The 19,122-nt window shown below is 47.0% G+C and carries 18 protein-coding genes; 4 read left to right on the top strand and 14 right to left on the bottom strand.

The window, feature by feature from the left end; translation table 11 throughout:
* Position 1: 1 nt before the first annotated feature.
* A complete protein-coding gene (locus ACR1R9_RS18235) occupies positions 2-613 on the top strand; it encodes a DedA family protein (protein WP_433923064.1) in 612 nt (203 codons plus the stop codon).
* 103 nt (positions 614-716) lie between these two features.
* Here the strand turns inward: ACR1R9_RS18235 and ACR1R9_RS18240 are convergent, their stop codons facing one another.
* From ACR1R9_RS18240 to ACR1R9_RS18270, 7 genes are all read right to left on the bottom strand, one after another.
* Entirely contained in the window at positions 717-1,253 is a 537-nt protein-coding gene (locus ACR1R9_RS18240; protein WP_072734039.1) for a bifunctional adenosylcobinamide kinase/adenosylcobinamide-phosphate guanylyltransferase, read from the bottom strand.
* A 37-nt stretch (positions 1,254-1,290) separates the two neighbouring features.
* On the bottom strand, positions 1,291-1,842 hold the full coding sequence (locus tag ACR1R9_RS18245) for a hypothetical protein (protein WP_076289915.1): 552 nt from the start codon (positions 1,840-1,842) through the stop codon (positions 1,291-1,293).
* A 161-nt stretch (positions 1,843-2,003) separates the two neighbouring features.
* Entirely contained in the window at positions 2,004-2,270 is a 267-nt protein-coding gene (locus ACR1R9_RS18250) for an aspartyl-phosphate phosphatase Spo0E family protein (protein WP_053780449.1), read from the bottom strand.
* 145 nt (positions 2,271-2,415) lie between these two features.
* Complete coding sequence (locus tag ACR1R9_RS18255) at positions 2,416-3,624, bottom strand: aminotransferase class I/II-fold pyridoxal phosphate-dependent enzyme (RefSeq protein ID WP_090895166.1); 1,209 nt, start codon at positions 3,622-3,624, stop codon at positions 2,416-2,418.
* 13 nt (positions 3,625-3,637) lie between these two features.
* Complete coding sequence (locus ACR1R9_RS18260; RefSeq protein ID WP_024628343.1) at positions 3,638-4,138, bottom strand: Lrp/AsnC family transcriptional regulator; 501 nt, start codon at positions 4,136-4,138, stop codon at positions 3,638-3,640.
* Between the two features lie 158 nt (positions 4,139-4,296).
* A complete protein-coding gene (locus ACR1R9_RS18265; RefSeq protein WP_076289917.1) occupies positions 4,297-4,692 on the bottom strand; it encodes a spore coat protein in 396 nt (131 codons plus the stop codon).
* A 35-nt stretch (positions 4,693-4,727) separates the two neighbouring features.
* On the bottom strand, positions 4,728-4,961 hold the full coding sequence (locus tag ACR1R9_RS18270) for a hypothetical protein (RefSeq protein ID WP_063564215.1): 234 nt from the start codon (positions 4,959-4,961) through the stop codon (positions 4,728-4,730).
* 97 nt (positions 4,962-5,058) lie between these two features.
* On the opposite strand from ACR1R9_RS18270, the gene ACR1R9_RS18275 reads away from it, so the two are divergent.
* Entirely contained in the window at positions 5,059-6,279 is a 1,221-nt protein-coding gene (locus tag ACR1R9_RS18275) for an NAD(P)/FAD-dependent oxidoreductase (protein ID WP_433923063.1), read from the top strand.
* A 64-nt stretch (positions 6,280-6,343) separates the two neighbouring features.
* On the opposite strand, the gene ACR1R9_RS18280 is transcribed toward ACR1R9_RS18275, so the two are convergent.
* The 4 genes from ACR1R9_RS18280 to ACR1R9_RS18295 all read right to left on the bottom strand — a co-directional run bounded on the left by ACR1R9_RS18280 (position 6,344) and on the right by ACR1R9_RS18295 (position 11,234).
* Positions 6,344-7,558, bottom strand: a complete 1,215-nt coding sequence (locus ACR1R9_RS18280) for an MFS transporter (protein WP_433923062.1) — start codon at positions 7,556-7,558, stop codon at positions 6,344-6,346.
* Between the two features lie 128 nt (positions 7,559-7,686).
* Positions 7,687-8,253, bottom strand: coding sequence for a hypothetical protein (locus ACR1R9_RS18285; protein ID WP_076289919.1), 567 nt, complete (start codon positions 8,251-8,253; stop codon positions 7,687-7,689).
* A 120-nt stretch (positions 8,254-8,373) separates the two neighbouring features.
* Complete coding sequence (locus tag ACR1R9_RS18290; RefSeq protein WP_053780553.1) at positions 8,374-8,751, bottom strand: DUF350 domain-containing protein; 378 nt, start codon at positions 8,749-8,751, stop codon at positions 8,374-8,376.
* Between the two features lie 113 nt (positions 8,752-8,864).
* Positions 8,865-11,234, bottom strand: coding sequence for an endonuclease MutS2 (locus tag ACR1R9_RS18295; protein WP_433948923.1), 2,370 nt, complete (start codon positions 11,232-11,234; stop codon positions 8,865-8,867).
* A 187-nt stretch (positions 11,235-11,421) separates the two neighbouring features.
* Here ACR1R9_RS18295 and ACR1R9_RS18300 point away from each other — a divergent pair, with 187 nt between their 5' ends.
* Both ACR1R9_RS18300 and ACR1R9_RS18305 read left to right on the top strand, forming a co-directional pair.
* Entirely contained in the window at positions 11,422-11,787 is a 366-nt protein-coding gene (locus ACR1R9_RS18300; protein ID WP_053780442.1) for a phage holin family protein, read from the top strand.
* A gap of 202 nt (positions 11,788-11,989) precedes the next feature.
* On the top strand, positions 11,990-12,376 hold the full coding sequence (locus tag ACR1R9_RS18305) for a cytochrome C oxidase subunit II (RefSeq protein ID WP_411836101.1): 387 nt from the start codon (positions 11,990-11,992) through the stop codon (positions 12,374-12,376).
* Positions 12,377-12,480: 104 nt separating this feature from the next.
* Here the strand turns inward: ACR1R9_RS18305 and ACR1R9_RS18310 are convergent, their stop codons facing one another.
* The 3 genes from ACR1R9_RS18310 to pheS form a co-directional block, all read right to left on the bottom strand.
* Entirely contained in the window at positions 12,481-15,201 is a 2,721-nt protein-coding gene (locus ACR1R9_RS18310) for a hypothetical protein (RefSeq protein ID WP_433923061.1), read from the bottom strand.
* A gap of 138 nt (positions 15,202-15,339) precedes the next feature.
* On the bottom strand, positions 15,340-17,793 hold the full coding sequence (gene pheT / locus ACR1R9_RS18315) for a phenylalanine--tRNA ligase subunit beta (RefSeq protein ID WP_433923060.1): 2,454 nt from the start codon (positions 17,791-17,793) through the stop codon (positions 15,340-15,342).
* A 72-nt stretch (positions 17,794-17,865) separates the two neighbouring features.
* Complete coding sequence (gene pheS, locus ACR1R9_RS18320; RefSeq protein WP_024628331.1) at positions 17,866-18,900, bottom strand: phenylalanine--tRNA ligase subunit alpha; 1,035 nt, start codon at positions 18,898-18,900, stop codon at positions 17,866-17,868.
* Positions 18,901-19,122: the final 222 nt, after the last annotated feature.

A 19,122-nucleotide genomic window follows, 5' to 3' on the forward strand; every position in this document is an offset into this window, starting at 1 on the left:
TATGCAAAACTGGATAACCGATTTCATGGAACAATACGGCTACATAGGCATTGCACTCATTATTGCGCTTGAAAACGTATTTCCCCCCATCCCCTCCGAAATCATATTACCTTTTGGCGGCTTCATGACCACCTACACCAGCTTGACCCTTCCCGGTGTTATTCTTGCTGCTACCATTGGTTCTGTGCTTGGGGCAGTCATTCTCTATGGGATCGGACTGCTGATTGATGTTAATCGGCTGGAGAAGATTGTAAAACGTTGGGGTCATATTCTGCGGATCAAAAAAGAAGATATCCACCGTGTCGATGCATGGTTTGACAAATATGGAATGTGGACCGTATTATTCTGTCGCATGGTCCCCCTTGTTCGCAGCCTGATTTCGATTCCTGCCGGCATGTCCAACATGAAATTTGGTTTATTCCTGCTCTTCACAACCATTGGAACACTGGCCTGGAATATTATTCTCGTCTCGGTTGGTGCGGCTCTCGGTGCGTCATGGGAGAGTATCCTGCACTTTATGGACGTGTACTCCCTGGTCGTATATGTACTTCTAGCGATTATTGTTGTGGGCTGTATAATTTGGTGGATCAGAAGAAATAAAACTCGGAAATAAAGAAATTTACACGCACCACATTTGTCATAAAATAAAGCCTCCGCACCACATTTGTGGTGACGGAGGCTTCTTTAGGCTCGTCCATCGTTAACATAATGAAATGTTAATCTTCATAGCGCAGCCCTCGATCTTTGAGATCTACAGGCAGGCCAGATATTAACAGATACATCTGTTCCGAATGCGCCTGCAACGCCCGGTTAACTGACGCCATTCTTGCTGCAAAAATTCGTTCTTCCTCTGAAGGATACAAAGAGCCGTGCATTTCATTGGTAATCACAAGCAGTTTTCCCTGGTAAGACAGAAGGGCGTCCAGCAACAGCTGTGTCTCTGAACGCTGCTGATCCAGATCATCACTTGCCCTGAACCCGGCTGCCATCCATGCGGTCAGACTATCCACAATGACAATACGCTGATCTGCCAGGAAGAGATTGGATTCCCGATTAATCTGGTGAAGCACCTCCGTCAGGTGCTGGCCATTCCCAGCCTGGATGGCACGATAATGAGCGGATGGCAATTCGGGAATCACGGGATCATGATCACCAGTGGATAAATAGATGCCCTCCCGGCTAATCCGGGCTGCGTATCCAAGCGCAAATCGGGTTTTACCACTGCCTATGCCGCCTGTGACCGTAATTAGCAATCCGCTCCCCTCCTTCAGTAGCCATACTAGATTGCATTTACTCTGTTAGCGCCTTCAGCACTTTCTTGGATTCTTCGACATTAGACGCCGACACTGGAATGGTAGCAAACAGATTTTGCGCAGCATAATCTACATCTTTGAACATTTTCATATCTTCCAGCGGAATGCCATAGAGATGTGATTCTGTCTTGATATCTGAACCGTCATCTCCTTCACCCTTTTCAACCAGGACCCCGCCTTCAAATACACCGCGCTTATACTTCTCCGCATCAAATGTATCATCCAGCGGAATATTGGAGCCGTTACTTCCGTACTGCTTCATATCAGCCTCAGGCAAAATGAAAATATCATGACCACCGGCCGCGTACTCTACCATAATTTTCTGCACATCATACATCGCACTGGTGATGACCTCCACCTTGGGCTCCTCGCCCAGCTTCTGCTGCAAATTAGCTTGCAACTGCTCCGAGATCACGGATGGATTTCCTTGGTTATCAATGATAAAAATTGTAAAACCGTCCTTACCGCCACAGCCAGCAAGCAGAAAAATCATAGAAATGATTGCGGTAAGCCCCCAAAATCTCTTCATTCCAGTTCCCCCTTTAGTCTCCTATGTACAATATATCACAATTGTTCCACGCAAAAAAATAACCCTGCCTATCCGAAGCAATCTATTCATAGATCAAAAAAAAGACCCCTGCCGGGTCTTCTTTGAATTGCATATGCGTAACGTTTCGATACAACGAAAAATTACTTTCCTTTGATCGGATTAGCCTTCATGTATTCATTAATCTTCAAATCTAGTAAACTGCTAATTTCTATTACAATATCGGATGTGAATGATTTCTCTTCAAGGAATATCTGTTCCATCTTGCGGCGTAGCATATGGATCTCATCTTCCAAGGAAACGTTATGCAAAGATGCGTGATCCGGTTTCACCGACCATCGGTCGCCATGATCGCCTTCTGCCAAATAATGCCCACGATTAGTCGGTAAATCATATTCAACACAAAACAAAGCCAACCCCTCCTTGGAAAAATTAGTTTCCAAATACAAGAAAAACATATTTCAAATTGAAATTATATCACAATATTTTGTAAAAGAAAGTTATTTTTTTCTAGTTTGAAAAATGTTCATATTACTCAAAGGCTTCTAATCCCTATTAACCCTCTTTTTGCAGTTTGTAAACAAAGTTTCCGATTCGTTCCAGTGCTTCATTCAATTGGGTCACCGATGTTGCATAGGAACAACGAAGAAATCCCTCACCTTGTGGACCAAATACATTACCCGGAACAGCCGCCACTTTATTTTCCGTTAGCAAACGCTCAGCAAACAGATCCGAACTCAGCCCCGTCTTCTGGATACTAGGAAATGCATAAAATGCTCCCTGGGGTTCATGACAGTCCAGCCCGATATCTCTAAAACCCTGCACGATAAGGCGTCTGCGCTGATTATAGGATTCAACCATTCTATCCTTCTCACCTAAACCGTTTGTCAATGCCTCAAGCGCGGCCACCTGTCCCATGGCAGGTGCACACATCACCGTATACTGATGAATTTTGAGCATGGCTGCAATTAGTTCAGGATGTCCGCACATATACCCGATCCGCCAGCCGGTCATGGCAAAAGCCTTGGAAAACCCACTCACCAAAATGGTTCGTTCCTTCATATCCGGAATCGAAGCGAAACTAACATGTTTTTGCGTATATGTCAGCTCAGCATAAATCTCATCCGCAATGACGATCAGGTCATGCTTTTTGATCACTTCAGCAATCGGTAACCATTCTTCATAGGTCATGATGGCACCTGTAGGATTGCTCGGATAACATAGAATAAGAACCTTGGACTTCGGCGTAATTCCCGCTTCCAGCGCCTCGGCAGTCAGTTTAAACTGATCCTTCGCATACGTTTCTACACCAACCGGTATACCTCCACCAATCGAAGCGATCGGTGAATATGCTACATACGAAGGTTCTGGAATCAGAATTTCGTCTCCGGGTACGATCAAGGCACGTAATGCCAAATCAATGGCTTCACTGCCACCAACGGTAACAATAATTTCGTCTTTTGGATCATACTTGGTATCAAACTGAGTATCCAGGTACTCGCTAATGGCTTCCCTCAGTTTCGGCATCCCTGCATTGGAAGTGTAACTGGTCATTCCTCTTTCGAGTGAGTACACACAAGCTTCACGCATATGCCATGGTGTTACAAAGTCCGGTTCACCTACACCCAGTGTGATGATATCTTTGTTATCGCCAACTAGATCAAAAAATTTGCGTATGCCGGATGGCGGTATCTGTTGAACCAATGGAGCCAAGTACGAAGTCATTTTCTTGTTGTTTCCTGTTGTCTGTTCATTCACTATCATGACACATCTTCCTTTACGGCGAGATCATGAGACGGTTGTCTTCCTGATGGTCTTCAAAAATAATCCCGTCCTGCTTATATTTTTTAAGAATAAAATTCGTTTTGGTTGAAAGTACAGAGTCAATCGGAGACAATTTCTCCGATACAAAATTAGCGACTTCACGCAGGTTGCCACCTTCTACTTCTACGAGCAGATCATATGCACCTGACATGAGATATACCGATTTCACTTGCGGATACAGATAAATGCGTTCAGCGATCCCTTCGAAGCCACGACCACGCTCAGGCGTAATCTGTACTTCAATCAAGGCTGTTACTTTCTCATCATCAATCTTGCTCCAGTTCACAACGGTTGCGTATTTTACAATCACGTGGTCCTGTTCAAGCTGGGCCACGGCGTTCTTGATCTTATCTTCCGACTCCCCCAGCAGCGTCGACAGCAGTGCGGGAGTCCTTCTCGCGTCTTCCTTCAACAAATCCAGAACTTTTAATTGCAGATCGTTCAGATCCTTCATGTCTTTCCCTCCAGCGTCATTCAGGTTCCTGAAAATGAATTAATACTTATATTACATGAATTCAACGATCATGCAAAGACAAAAACCGCCCGCCCTGAATTCGGGCAAGCGGTGGTATGGTCTGCAACAGCACCTGCTTCAAACCATAATGACAAAGGTTACATGTAATAAGGGTTACCGTAATTCGGTTGATGCTGGGGTACATTAGGCGCCTGGCTGTAAGCACTCGTCTGCGTATTCTTTTCCTGAATGAACTGTTGACATTTCTGTTGGGTCTGGTGGGCCGATTGAATCTGCTTGTCCACATCCTGGCGCAATGCCTTCGAACCTACCGAATACATGTTGTTCTGCTGCATCACATTGAACAGCTCACCTTGCAAACGGAGTGTATCATTGGTCAAGTCTGTGAACATCCGACGTGTAATAGGACAGGAAGCTTCGGTAGTTGCTGTCGTATATTCGCGCGCGGTTCGTCTTAAATCCGCAAGAATCGACTTCAACAAATCCTGCTCCTGCATAAATGATCCATTAGATGATAAAGATTGAGAATACACAAAGTTTCCTCCTATACGGTTAGATTCGACTTCTATTACTGTGCTTGTGTTGGAGCAATAGATTGATGTTGCTGCAAAGCATTGACAAGTGTGTTCAGATGCTGTTCATGGGAACGAACATAGTGATTCAGTGCCTGCTGGATTTGCGGATTATGTGAGATGGAAGCTGTAGCCGCACACTGTTTGATTAGCAATTCTTCATTGGTTATTGAATCCGCAATATAATTTAACTCTTTCGGACTCAGCGCTTGCATGGATTGATTCTGCATGTTCTGGTTGACCTCCTCGGCATAAAGTTTATGCGCAATTATTGTTAACCCGGTCACTCAAAAGTATACAAACGTAATCATGAAGGAGATGTTTCTAATGGATCTGGTCTATGGTACACCGTTCTGGCCTTCCACTTTTAACCCAAATTCTAACTATCCCTCGCTACAAACCGACATCTCCTGTGACTGCTTGATCATAGGTGGTGGTATGGGGGGGGCACTGACTTCCGAATTGCTTACGGAGCGTGGAGTTAATACGGTTGTTATTGATAAGAGAAAGATTGCGCATGGCAGTAGTTCAGCCAATACAGGACTTTTGCAGTACACAAACGACAAAACACTGACCTCCTGTATCAATACCTTTGGTGAAAAGACAGGCGTGCGCTTCTATGAACTATGTCGTGAAGCCATGCAGAAACTCACACAAATTGCGGACAGGCTGGATACTGATCCCTGGTTTATTCCACGGACCAGTCTCTGTTTTGCCAGCAGCATTGATGATGTAGCCATGCTGGAGGAAGAATATCAAACGTTGAAGCATTATGGCTTTGAAGCTGAACTGTGGAATTCCCACAAAATCAGCACCCATTTCCCCTTCAGCAAACCTGCCGCATTATATACGTTGGGGGATGCTGAAGTGAACCCGTATCGTTTTGTTCATGCCTTGTTTGAATCGGCAAGCAAACGAGGAGCACGAATCTATGGACAGACTGAGATGATTCATTGTGAATTCGATGATGCTGGTGTCTTGTGTCATACTTCTGGTGGAAAAATCCGGGCCAGTAAGGTTATTTTTGCTGCCGGTTATGAGACGCAGGACATCAAAAAGGATCAGGGAGCCTATCTTCAAACCACCTATGCTATTGCTACTAAACCTTTGCCAGACCTGAAGGAATGGTATGAGCACAGTTTAATCTGGGAGACAGCACGCCCTTACCTGTATATGAGAACCACACCAGATGGACGGATCATTGCTGGGGGGCTAGATGAAGAGACACCAAGGGAAGATCAGCGTGAGATCCGGGTAAAACACCGTGGAGATACACTCCTTGAAGAAGTTCGCTCTTATTTCCCATTGAAGGGTCTTGAAGTTGATTATGCATGGGGTGCCGTGTTTGGCAATACACATGACGGTCTTCCATTTATCGGCCCACATCCTCAATACCCGCATTCTTATTTCCTTGAGGGTTATGGTGGTAATGGGACAGTGTACAGCATGTTCGCTGCTTCCATTTTGGCCGATGCTGTTACAGGAGTTGAGAATGGCGATATGGAACTTTTCTCATTAACGAGAACGAATAAACCGTCTCCTGTGTAAAAAATACGTCTCAAATAAATAAGGGTACAGCTCAGGATTAAAATCCTGGACTGTACCCTTTTCCCTACACTGAGGGTTCCTGCTGATCGGGATGCACTAACATGTTGCGCATAAATATCCAGCCAATGAGCGGGAAAGCTCCAAGTGCCACAATAAGCCAGGTTAACGTTTGTAACGAAGGGCCATTCATAACCGTCAGAATAAATACAGCAAGGCCAAATAAACGACCGACCATCAAACAAAGCTCCCTTAATACGACAAGTTCAACCCTTTTCTCTACATTTTCGCCGTTCGCCCCCATCAGGTCGAATCCTGCCGAAATCATCGGCAAAATATACAACGGCATCGACAAGGCAGATCCAATTCCCATAATTAAAAGCGTACCATAACTGACCTTCCATAATAGCGGAATCAACACGATGAATAACAATATCGCACCGGCTAACATCCCCCTGGACCTGTATTGCGGCTTAAACCATTTTCCTGCAGCCCAGTAACTCACCAGTGCTACGGCAGAAGTGATTAGTGAGAACTGCCCAAGCTTATATTCCTGCTTAGTTGCCACATAGACGAGCAACGCAATCAGAAAGGCAAATACGCCTTCTCGCACGCCTTGCGCAAACAATCCCATGCCAAGCGGCCTCCAAGCGCTATCTTTGGCAGACAGCTGTCGCCACGGTTCAGACCAGCGGTATGTTCCGCTGACCTCCCTTTTTTTCAGAAAAAAACTGAACACAACGGCAATCACATAAATTACCAACGACACTGTAAAAATAAGGCGATAACCCGAATTATCAACCATTCGTGAAATAATTAGACCTGAGAACCAAGGACCGATAATACCTGTCATCGAACCCAGTAAACCCACCCAACCATTGAACAGGTCCCGATTCTCCCGGTCAGTCACCTCAAAATAAACCACATTGAACGCAATCCAGAACAATCCCAGTGCACATCCAAACAAAATCCCCAGAGGCCATATCCAGTCAACCGCTTTTGGCCCTGCCCATAACACAAGCATGTAAAAAATACCTGACAAGGCTGTTCCCAAGCGCAACGCACTCATTTTGTTATGTTCCTTGACCCACTTTCCCGCAAGCCAAAATGTGAGTCCCAGTGCAATTTGCTGGCTTATCGTGAACCATCCCAGCATGGCGTAATCCGGGCGGCTTTTCCATAGATACACGTTCAGAAACGTCCCCGACAAAGCTCCGGCTAACACAAACAATCCATTCACGCCTAGTAGCAGAATGGATTGTCGGCCCAGAGAAATCTTCATCTGCTCCCTCCTTATTCCACCTGAAGTCAGCACTTCACAGGCAAGGTCTCAGGGTTAACGTACCCCAAGCAGAAGGAAAACATGATGAATTTCCGGAATATTATATATTTTCAGAGCAGTATACTCCCTTATTTCCGCGCACTCAAATTCTGGATCAGACGCAGACGGTCATCCTCGGACAGGTTATATTGAACCTGGAAGCAGCCTGAGCATACATACATTTGTACAGAGAACGGCGCATCAAGCAACGAATCCGTACCAGTTACGGCATTGGCAACAGGATTGAACGTATCCTTGCTTGCCTTCTGTGTACCCGTAAGAATCATGAATTCACGGCAGTGTGGACATTCTGGAACTTCTTCTTGCAAATCAAGTTGCTTCTCCACGCCTTCTTCGTATTGAATCAGATCATTGCCCTCATCCGCATACTTCGTCAATGTGCGAAGCTCCGGCATTTTCAGCTCTACTTCATCACCCCACAGATTGGCGAGATCGGTAGTTTGTTCATCGTCCTCAACTTCATCCATATCATAGATGTCTTCCTCAGATTCATTGCTCTCTTCATCACCGATATTGATGTTTAGTGTACGGTATCCCTTTAATTCATTGTGACAGTAAGGGCATTCTTCTTCAGGACCTAGCTCCTCATCCCATACAATCTCGGTGTGGCACCACGGACATACTGTTGGTTCCATATTGAATCAACCTTTCTCTTTCGAATAATCATGTGTTTAAAACATAAATGACGCCAATGGCAAAAAATACAATCGATGCAGCAAACAGAATCCGTATCAATATTTTCATGAACGGTCCCCCTACATGATGCTCGCGCCAATAACAAATGACAACGAGACGGAAATAATCATAGATATCAATCCAACGGCCCGGTTATCCGCTTCAATCTCCTTGTCAATGGAGAACACCGGTGTCAGAAACTCGAATAGAAAATAGGCAATGAGCAGAAGGACAAATCCTACAAATGACCACGTCATCGCTTCATACACCGATGATTTGGCCTGAATGCAGAAATGAAGCACGTTGCAGATTCCGAAGATTTTGCCTCCTGTAGCCATCGCAACCGCCACATTGCCCTTCTTGATTTCATGCCAGCATTTGTACTTGGTCACCAGTTCAAAGCAAGCCAGAAATACAAGCAGCTCCATAATCGCTACGGAGAAAAATCCGAGCACCATCCCCAAGGGATGAGACAGCAATTCGTCAATCGTCCCTTTCACTCACCGTTCCCCTTCCCCATTCTGCTGCCTGAACTCGTCAGGCGGCAGAACTTCTTTGATTCCTGGTCGGGCTATTCCAATTCTGCGACGGTCACACCGTTTCCGCCTTCTCCGTAATTGCCCAGCCGGTAACTTTTTATATGTCTATGCTTACGCAGGTAATCCTGAATACCAGAACGTAAAATTCCTGTTCCTTTACCGTGAATAATATAAACCTGACCCAGATTAGCAAGGAAAGCTTCATCAATAAAACGATCTGTCTCCATCAAGGCTTCTTCCAGATTCGTCCCCCGCAGATCCAGTTCACTTTTCACATTATCATCGCGAGTTCGTTTCACGCCAGTTACGGGTTTCTGCTTCGGTTTGGCTTCTGCTGGTACAGACTGTTGTAATTCAAGATCATTCAGGGATACTTTCATTTTCATGATCCCCAATTGAACCATGGCATCCTTGGTGCCTGACATCTCCACCACATGACCTTTTTGATTCAAACTGTAGACAAGAACTTCATCGCCCGGTCCGATGGCCCGAGACTTCGTTGCCGTTGAAGTGCGTTTAACTGTCTTCTTGCGTTTCTCAGGTTCAGCTTCATCCAGTTGTTTGCGAGCAGCAATAAGTTTGTGCTCTTTCACGGATGCGCCTTCTTCCATGGCGAGCTGGCGAAGATCAGATATAATCTTCTCAGCTTCTGCTCTGGCCTTGTCCACAATGTTGCGGGCATCTTCTTCCGCTTTTTCAATGCGTCGGTCACGCTGCTGTTCCAATTTCTCCAGTTCAGCTTGATGACGGCTGCGTAATTTCTCCATATCTTGGCGCAAACGCTCTGCACTCTCACGTTCTTGCTCCGCAGTAAGCCGATTTTCTTCCAGGGAAGCGATCATATGCTCTACGCGCTGGTCTTCCTCTTTCACTTCGCCACGCGCGTAATCCAGAATGTATCCTGGCAGGCCGAGCCGCTCCGCAATTGCGAAAGCGTTACTCCGTCCCGGCACACCAACGAGCAGTCGGTAGGTAGGGCTCAGAGTGTTAACGTCGAATTCCATGCTGGCATTAATAACACCTTTTCGCTCATAAGCGTAAGCTTTCAACTCACTGTAATGCGTTGTTGCTACCATGCGGCATCCAGTCTGATGCATATGCTCCAGAATGGAGATCGCCAGCGCAGAACCTTCTGCTGGGTCGGTACCTGCCCCAAGTTCGTCGAGCAGCACCAGACTTTTGGTCGTCATGTTTTTCAATATCCGAATGATGTTAGTCATATGACTGGAGAACGTACTCAGGTTCTGTTCAATACTTTGTTCATCACCGATATCCGCATAAATCGCATCAAATACGCAGAGCTGGCTGCCGTCTTCGGCCGGAACGAACAAACCCGACATCGCCATAAGGCTCAGTAACCCAATCGTTTTGAGCGTTACTGTCTTACCACCTGTGTTTGGACCCGTTACGATAATGGACGTATAATCGTTGCCGAGTTCAATGTCGGTTGGCACCACATTTTCAATCGAGATCAGAGGATGGCGTCCCTTTTTGAGCTTGATGAATCCGCGATCGTTCATACGTGGCAATGTGGCTTTCAGTTCACGGGCAAGACGTGCTTTGGCAAAAATGAAATCAAGCGATCCCAGCAGGTCAACATCATACAATAACCATTCTGCCTGTTCACTGACAAGTGCTGTTAATTTCTGCAAAATCACTTCAATTTCGCGTTCTTCCCGGATTCGGGTCTCGCGCAATTTGTTATTCATCGCAACGATGGACTCTGGCTCAATAAACAGCGTTGCTCCCGAACCGGATTGATCATGTACAATCCCACCAAAGTACGAGCGATATTCCGATTTTACGGGAATCACGAAACGGTCTCCCCGAATTGTAATCAGCTGGTCCTGCAGCATTTTGGATACCGTAGAAGAACGGATCATTGAATCCAGTTTCTCACGGATGCGAGCTTCACCGCCGCGCAACTCACGACGAATCTGCGCCAGTGTTACACTCGCGCTGTCTGAAACTTCAGCATTGTCGTCAATACAGATACGAATCGCATCTTCCAGCGTTTTTTGCTCAGATAACTGATCACTGATATAGAAAATGGATTCCACTTTTTCATCATCGTGGAGGGCAGCGATCTGACGTTTCAATCGACGTGCTGCCAAAGTGGTGTTGGAAATTCCCAGTAACTCATGCGGGTTCAACGTGCCCCCTATTTCAGCACGTTTGATCGACGCGGTAATATCCACAATTCCCCCAAAAGATGGAGAGCCTTTCAGACGATCAAACGTAAAAGCTTCATCGGTTTGCTGGAGCAGTCTCTTAACTTCTTCCAGTTCACTGATCGGCTCCAATTGTTCCGCTTTCTTTTTTCCCATCGTAGTCTGGGCAAAGCTTTGCAATGTATTTAAAATTTTGCGATATTCCAATGTTTGTAAAATTTTCGTGTCCAAGTGTACAACTCCTTCCAAACTATAACTGTATTATAACGAAAGAAACTTTCTAGCGCTATTTAACGAATCCTTCCACACATAACTTGGGACATAGCGCCGCAAACTACAGGTGTCAGGATTGTGCAACCTCACCAGTGAACAGGATGTACAATGCTCAATCCGATTTGAATAAAGGAGGTATAACACCATGAATTTTCTGGGACATGTCGTGCGATTTATCATCGCCGCAATTGTATTGATGGTCGTCAGCTGGATCGTACCCGGATTCGCCGTCGGTGGTTTCTGGAGCGCACTGATGCTTGCTCTGGTTATTGCTCTGCTTGGCTGGGTTGTTGAAGGCATCTTCGGTAAAAGGGTTAATCCTTTTGGCCGCGGTATAGTCGGCTTCATCGTCAGCGCACTGGTGATCTGGATTGGTCAATATGTCGTAGATCATGTACATGTCAGTCTGCTTGGTGCTGTTCTGGCTGCATTGGTCATTGGGATCATTGATCTGTTCATCCCGGTTTCCACCCCTTTTGATGCCGGAAGAAGATCCAAAGATCACGCATAGGCTCCAACGTACCTACTCTCCATAGGCTTCCCCTAAACCTCTGATGGCTTAAACGCCTGATGAGGTTTATTTTTTTAGGTTGTGCGCATGCTGATGTTCAAAAAAACGACATAGGCAGCATGTACAGGCATCTTCAATTTGCGGTATGATGACTGGAGAAATCATTCAAATTTTATCCATATCACGCTTTTTGAGGAGGCATATGATGAAGAAAGGCCTGGCATGGCTTGCAGCCTGTATGTTGATTCTGGTCCTTGCTGCATGTGGTGGAACTGGACAATCCGCAGAATCAAACGGTGAGTCCGACTCGGGTGCAACTGCAAGCGAAGAACTGGTAATCAAAGCAAGCAACTATGAATTTGACCAACCTGAATACCATTTAAAAAAAGGTGTCCCGGTTAAGATTGTTTATGAAAATACAAACGGAAACCATGGTGTTCTAGTACCTGAGCTGAACCTTCGGCTGGATACCCAGAACAGTTCCAAAGTGATCACTCCCGACAAAGCAGGGGAATTTGAAATGTCCTGTTCCGTCTATTGCGGAAGCGGTCACGGCAGTATGATCTCCAAAATTATTGTTGAAGAATAGTGTTCAAGACAAGGAGCCCCCGTAGCGACGGGAGCTCTTTCTTCATTATAACAAATTGTACAAGAGTGCGCTGTCCAGGATTCCAGTTATGACATAATCATCAGCTAGGTCTGATCCTGCTCAATCAATTCAATCCATTCGTTATATTCCGTCTGCAATTTCGTATATTCATCCCGCAATTGGCGGTAATCCGTATTCAGTTGCTCCGCCTTCTCCTGCTCCATCTCACGTTCAACTTGCAGCAAACGTAACTGATTGGCCGCAAGTTCATACCGCTCACCGATATCCAGCAGTTCATTTTCCATCGTCTGCTTTTCTTCGATTGCTTCTGCACGCTGCTGGGCAAGCTGCTGCCGCTCGTGTTCCAACTCTTCTACCTTCTCCACACTGGCAGCACTTTCTTTCTGCCAGAGATTCAATTCATTCTCCAGTGCAGCCCATCGATCTTGCCAGGACTGTTCCTGAGCCGCCCATTCATCAGCACGACGTTGCCAAACCTGATCTTGTTGTTCTGCTTGTTGTTCAGCTTGTTCTACTCTGGATTTCAGTTCAACTTCCCGTGCAGTCAGCTCTTGCAGGCGAGAGGAGAGCTCTGCCTGTTGGGCAGACAATTCTTCATGCTTAATCTGCCACTCAAGTGCTTCTTCTTCTGTCTGAGTCAGTAAGCTGCCTTGCTCATCGATCCGAGCAGATAGCTGATTGGCATTCTGTCTTGATTCTTCAAGCGCACGCTCAATCTCTCTCTTTTCTTCGCTCATCTCATTCAGCTTGCGAGTATAGTCCTCTTCGCGCTGCAGAGCATCACCATAATCCTTGCGGATTTGTTTATAATTTTCCTGCAGCTTGCTCAGTTCTTCACGTGCATCATTCAATTCACCATCAAGCTCTTTATGTTGTAGCTCCAGACGACCAGCTTGTGCAATGTAACGTTCCGCTTCTTCGCTGGCGTGACGAGCTTCTTCTTTAACAACGGATAATTCATCATGAAGAGACTGTACACCTGACTCCAACGTTTCATTCTGTTCTGCAGCTTCAAGCACCTGTGTCTCCAATTCGCCGATCTCGATCAGACGTTGTTCAGCCTGCTCTTTCCAGGACAGCTCGCTCTGCGTCAGTGCGCCAAGTTCATGTTGTAATGTGCGTACTGCCGCATGGGCCTGCTCAAGCACTTTTTGCAGCCTGCGCTGCTCATCCTCGGATTTCGCTTCGGCTTCACGAAGTTTCTTGATTTCCTGCTCCAGTTGACTGTGCTGCTCCTGTACTTTTCGCAGCTGTGCTGTCAGAGAAGATTCACGTTCAACGGTCTCGTTATACTGCTGTTTCCATTGCTGTTCCGCTTCCCGGAAATGTTCGGCCTCAGCTTCTGTGTTGCGGAGTTGTTCAGTCAGCAGAGCACTATCTGCTTTTAATTGTTCCAGTTGCTGCTCCAATTCCGTAATTCGACGAAGCTGAACATCTTGCTCCTGTTTGTATACGGCTTGTTCACTGCGCAACGTTTCAGTTTGATTACGCTCGTGTTGGAGCTGTTGCTCCTGATCCACAACCACCTCTTGAGCATTCTTGAGCTGCTTACGTACCTCGGTTAATTGGGCTTCAACATCGATTAAGCGCGATTTGGCCTGTTTACGCTCTTCTTCCAACTGCTGCTTCAGCTTGCCTTGCTCTTCTTGTAGCAAAGCTTCAGCAGTTGCCGCAGCTTCGTTCGCCTGAGTCTGGGCTGCTTCATGGATTTGCTGAAGCTGTTCTTCATAAGCCGCTTCTTTTTCCATCCATTCCAATTCCGCCAGTTCGGATGACTCCTTGAATGCTGCATTCAGCTGTTCAATTTCAGCCAATCGCTTCTGCTCTGCTCGTTGCTGCAGTGCGACTTGTTCTTCTTTTGCCTTCTCAGTCAGTTCTTGAGCCTGATTGACGGCAGCTTGCTCTGCCTGCTGTATACGCTGCTCCATCTTAGTTTGAAGTTCACGATATTGAAGCTGGGCTTCATCCTGAACCTTCTGCAATTGAGCTTCGGCTTGTTCCAGTTCAGACAAAATTGCCGCTTCCGCTTGTTCCTTCGCCATTTGTACCTGCTGTGCAGCCTGCATCTCGATTTTTTGACGTTCTGCTACGGCCCGAGCTTCGGCTTCTTTCAGTTGAACTGCCGTCTTCTCCTGCAGCTCCTTGTATTGTGCAGCCGCTTTGGCCTGGGCTTGCTGCATCTCATTTGCTGAACGTGTCTGTGCTTCCTTCAGCTGCGCTGCCGCCTGAGTCTGTGCATTCTTGATTTGATTCGCTGCTTTTTCTTCTGCTTCTTTGAGACGCGCCTGCGCCTTCTCCTCAGACGCTTTCAGCTGTGCAGCAGTTTGGGCTTGAAGCTTTTGCTCGCGACTTGCTGCCTGAGCGCGTTCCTGCTCCAATAATGTATTCAGCTTGGCTACTTCTGCCTGCTGATCCTTCTGGAGTTTCGCGATGGCCTGTTCCACCTCAGCCTTAAGCTTCATTGCTTCAGCGAGTTCCTGGTCCCTGCGTTCCAGTTCCTGCTGATGTTCATTTTGTATGGCATTCAGCCGATTAAGTTCATTTCTCATTTCGGTACGTTCACCGGTCAGCATTTTCAGCTCATTCCGAATTTCCTGAGTCTGAAGAGACTGCTCAGCCATATGTACAGCTGCTAGAACTGCAATACGCGGGGTATCCAGTCGGGAATTATGTTTGGAGATGGCGCTCATTCGCTCATCCACCAGGTTAGCTACTTGTTTCATATAGTCGGCACTGCTGCCAACCAGTTTATAGGAAGTCCCGTAGATCTCTACGGTGACGCGTGTACGATCAGGTATAGTCACAGTTGTGCCCTCCTTAAAGTCTGTATGTTGATTCTAAGCTGTAAAACAAAAAAAGTCACATCGATCCTCTAATGCTAAGGATTCGATGTGACTTCAAGCAATTCCTGCTAATCTTTGTTCAAAAAATTGACTTATGTTCTATTTACGCAATTCGGCTCCAAATTGCTCCTCCAGACGAGCAACAACTCGAGCATGAACCTCAGTAATTTCCTCATCCGTCAATGTGCGTTCACGGTTGCGATAAACGAGAGCCATCGCTACGCTCTTCTTGTCTTCACCTAACTTGCTGCCTGTGAACACGTCGAATACCTGTACAGTTTGCAACAGTTCGCCAGCAGATTCACGAATCGAACGCAGCATATCCCCAGCTTCGATATCTTTACTCACAACAACCGCGATATCTCGCTCAACTGCCGGGAATCGTGGAAGCTCACGATAACGGATATCCGCATCCGCTTCACTATAGATCGCTTCAAGCCCGATCTCTGCGAGATATACATCGTTCAAATCATATTGCTGTTGCAGTTCAGGATGCAATTGACCCATCGTACCAATCAGTTTGCTCTCTCCGCCATCTTTTGCTTCAAGGTATACCGATGCGGAACGACCAGGGTGGAAGCCTTCTGGGCTGTTTGCTACCAGGCGAATGCGCTGCTCCAGGCCCACATAGGCGAACAGGTTCTCAAGTGCACCTTTCAGATCGAAGAAGTCCACTTTCTCTGCTCCCACATTCCACTGCTGGGATGCACGATTTCCGGTAAGCAACAAGCTCAGAACCGGAATCTCATGCGGTTGCTTCGTCAGCTTTTCTTCTTCAGTGAAGAACACACTGCCTACTTCAAATACAGCTAGTGAATCATGTTTGCGGTTCATGTTATACACCGTTGCATCCAGCATTTGAGGCAAGATGCTCTTACGAAGCACGCTGCGGTCCTCACTCATTGGCATAGCCAACTTCACGGCTTTACTACCTTCTGTTAGAGCAGGGAACAAAGATACTTTATCTGGGTGTACGAATGAATAGCTGATCATTTCCTGCCAGCCACTACCTGCAAACAGGCCACGAATGGTACGACGCATTGCTTGCGAACGTGTATATGCACCCGGTGTTGTTGGTCCTTCGATCAAAGTAGTTGGAATATTGTCGTATCCGTACAGACGAGCAATCTCTTCAAACAGATCCACATCAAGTGTAATATCCCCTCTGCGGCTAGGCACTTCAACATCAAGCAAGCCTTGCTGCGCATCACCACACGCAAAGTGCAAACGAGCGAAAATGGTTTTCACTTCAAGCAGGGACAACTCAGTTCCCAGATAGCGATTCAGTTTATCCAGCGACAGCTGAACAACATGTTTATCCGCTGCGGCTGTTCCAGCTTCCACGATCCCTTGATGAACTTCGCCTTCCGCATAACGCTGGATCAATTCAGCCGCACGGTTCAATGCCGTAATGACAGCAGCCGGATCGACTTCTTTCTCAAAACGCATGCTTGCTTCGGAACGCAGCCCCAGTTGGCGCGACGTTTTCCGAACGGTTCCACCGTCGAACTTGGCGGATTCCAGCAACAGATTCACTGTAGTTTCCGTTACCTCGGAATTCTCGCCACCCATAACACCTGCGATGGCTACCGGTTTTACGCCATCCGTAATGAGCAGCATATGCGGCTCCAGCTTGCGCTCTTGGCTATCCAACGTCACGATCGTTTCGCCTTCTTTGGCCATTCGCACTTCAATGTGGCCCTTCTCCAGCTTATCTGCATCAAAAGCATGCAGCGGCTGTCCGTATTCCAGCATGACATAGTTCGTGATGTCAACGATATTATTGATCGGACGGATGCCAGCGGCCATCAAACGGTTTTGCATCCACTGCGGGGAAGCTCCCAGCTTGATCCCAGTTACATAGCGAGCTGCATAATGACTGCATTGTTCGCCAGCCGTAATCTCAACCGAGATATGATTCGCAGCCGCATCACCGATTTCCACCAACTTTTGAGTTGGATCAGGCAGTTTCACTTCACGACCGAGAATTGCACCTACTTCATAAGCAGCACCCAGCATGCTCAAACAGTCGGAGCGGTTCGGTGTCAGGTCCAGTTCAAGAACATGACCGTCGAGACCAAGCACTTGGCTGATTGGTGTGCCAATTTCCGTTTGTGCCGGCAATACGAGAATGCCTTCCTGTTGGTCCTTCGGCAGCAACTTGTCGTTCATGCCCAGTTCTTTCGCAGAGCAGATCATGCCGAGGGATACAACGCCGCGCAGCTTGGCTTTTTTGATATCGAGTCCACCAGGGAGCTTAGCTCCTACCAGGGCAACGACTACCTTTTGACCGGCATCCACATTTTTCGCACCACATACGATTTGCAGATCTTCTTCCTGTCCAGCATCAATCACACATACATTCAGCTTATCAGCGTCAGGGTGTTTCTCCTTACTCTTCACGTAACCAACAACCACTTTGTTTACGCCCTGGTTCCGGTTCTCCACTACATCAATCTCAATCCCCGCACGGGTGAATTTCTCTGCCAACTCCTGCGGTTCCACGCCTTCCAGCGCGATATAATCAGACAGCCAATCTGTCGATACTCTCATGGACGTTCACTTCCTAATCTATGAATTGGTGTTGCAAATGACGGGCGTTCGCCCTGTATGCTACTTCGGTAATTACAGTCGTCCGAATTGTTTCAGGAACGCCATATCACTGTTGTAGAAATGACGAATGTCATCAATGCCATATTTCAGCATGGCGATACGTTCTACGCCCATTCCGAATGCAAACCCACTGTATTTCTCCGGATCATAACCGCCCATCTCGAGTACTTTCGGGTGAACCATACCGCCGCCCAAAATCTCAAGCCAACCTGTCTGTTTACATACACGGCAGCCACTGCCACCACATTGCACACAAGTCACATCCACTTCAGCACTTGGCTCTGTGAACGGGAAGAAGCTTGGACGCAGACGAATCTCGGTGTGTGAACCGAACATTTCGCGTACGAATTGCAGCAAGGTACCTTTCAGGTCACTCATGCGAATGTTCTCGCTAATAACCAAACCTTCAACCTGATTGAACTGGAACGAATGCGTCGCATCATCATCGTCCCGACGGTATACTTTACCCGGACAGATGACTTTAACAGGCACTTCACCTTTCATGCTTTGCATCGTGCGAACCTGAACCGGAGACGTATGCGTACGCATCAACAGGTCTTCTGTTACATAGAAAGAATCCTGCATATCACGCGCCGGGTGGTTCTTCGGCAGGTTCAGTGCTTCGAAGTTGTAATAATCCATTTCAACCTCAGGACCTTCCGCTACGCGGTATCCCATACCGATGAAAATATCTTCGATTTCCTGTACCACTTTGGTCAGTGGATGCAGTCCACCTTGACGTCCGCGACGTCCTGGCAGGGTCACATCAATTTTTTCGGATTGCAGACGTTTCGCCGTCTCTTCCTTCTGGAACTGCTCCTGCTTGCTATCAATGACTTCTTCAATCGCGCCGCGAACATCATTGGCAACCTGACCAATCACCGGACGTTCCTCTGCACTAAGCGCACCCATGCCGCGCAAAATCTCGGTTAATGCACCCTTTTTCCCCAAATACTTTACACGCAGATCACTTAGCGTCTGTGGATCGTTCACGCCAGACAGTTGCTCCAGCGCTTCGATCTTTAATGCTTCCAAACGTTCTTTCATGTGTAAATGCCCCCTTTATGTGGTTAAATGCAACAAAAAAAGGCCTTCTCTCCCCTGAAGGGACGAAAAGACCGTGGTACCACCCTTGTTAGACATTCAGTACTGCCCGGCCCTTCCGGCCTGCAACATGTTTGCCTCACTCTATACGGAATAACGACCGTTAACCGTTACCCCCTACTGACTCTTGCGATGTATCGCAAGATTTGGTTCAGGGAACCGCTC

Source organism: Paenibacillus taichungensis, assembly GCF_050994985.1.
In the GTDB taxonomy this organism is placed as follows: domain Bacteria; phylum Bacillota; class Bacilli; order Paenibacillales; family Paenibacillaceae; genus Paenibacillus; species Paenibacillus taichungensis.

Excerpts from the sequence above, each read along its gene's own strand:
- ACR1R9_RS18235 (WP_433923064.1), top strand. The coding sequence starts at position 2 with ATGCAAAACTGGATAACCGATTTCATGGAACAATACGGCTACATAGGC.
- ACR1R9_RS18245 (WP_076289915.1), bottom strand. The coding sequence starts at position 1,842 with ATGAAGAGATTTTGGGGGCTTACCGCAATCATTTCTATGATTTTTCTG.
- ACR1R9_RS18255 (WP_090895166.1), bottom strand. The coding sequence starts at position 3,624 with ATGATAGTGAATGAACAGACAACAGGAAACAACAAGAAAATGACTTCG.
- ACR1R9_RS18260 (WP_024628343.1), bottom strand. The coding sequence starts at position 4,138 with ATGAAGGATCTGAACGATCTGCAATTAAAAGTTCTGGATTTGTTGAAG.
- ACR1R9_RS18270 (WP_063564215.1), bottom strand. The coding sequence starts at position 4,961 with ATGCAGAATCAATCCATGCAAGCGCTGAGTCCGAAAGAGTTAAATTAT.
- ACR1R9_RS18275 (WP_433923063.1), top strand. The coding sequence starts at position 5,059 with ATGGATCTGGTCTATGGTACACCGTTCTGGCCTTCCACTTTTAACCCA.
- ACR1R9_RS18280 (WP_433923062.1), bottom strand. The coding sequence starts at position 7,558 with ATGAAGATTTCTCTGGGCCGACAATCCATTCTGCTACTAGGCGTGAAT.
- ACR1R9_RS18285 (WP_076289919.1), bottom strand. The coding sequence starts at position 8,253 with ATGGAACCAACAGTATGTCCGTGGTGCCACACCGAGATTGTATGGGAT.
- ACR1R9_RS18290 (WP_053780553.1), bottom strand. The coding sequence starts at position 8,751 with ATGGTGCTCGGATTTTTCTCCGTAGCGATTATGGAGCTGCTTGTATTT.
- ACR1R9_RS18300 (WP_053780442.1), top strand. The coding sequence starts at position 11,422 with ATGAATTTTCTGGGACATGTCGTGCGATTTATCATCGCCGCAATTGTA.
- ACR1R9_RS18305 (WP_411836101.1), top strand. The coding sequence starts at position 11,990 with ATGATGAAGAAAGGCCTGGCATGGCTTGCAGCCTGTATGTTGATTCTG.
- pheT (WP_433923060.1), bottom strand. The coding sequence starts at position 17,793 with ATGAGAGTATCGACAGATTGGCTGTCTGATTATATCGCGCTGGAAGGC.
- pheS (WP_024628331.1), bottom strand. The coding sequence starts at position 18,900 with ATGAAAGAACGTTTGGAAGCATTAAAGATCGAAGCGCTGGAGCAACTG.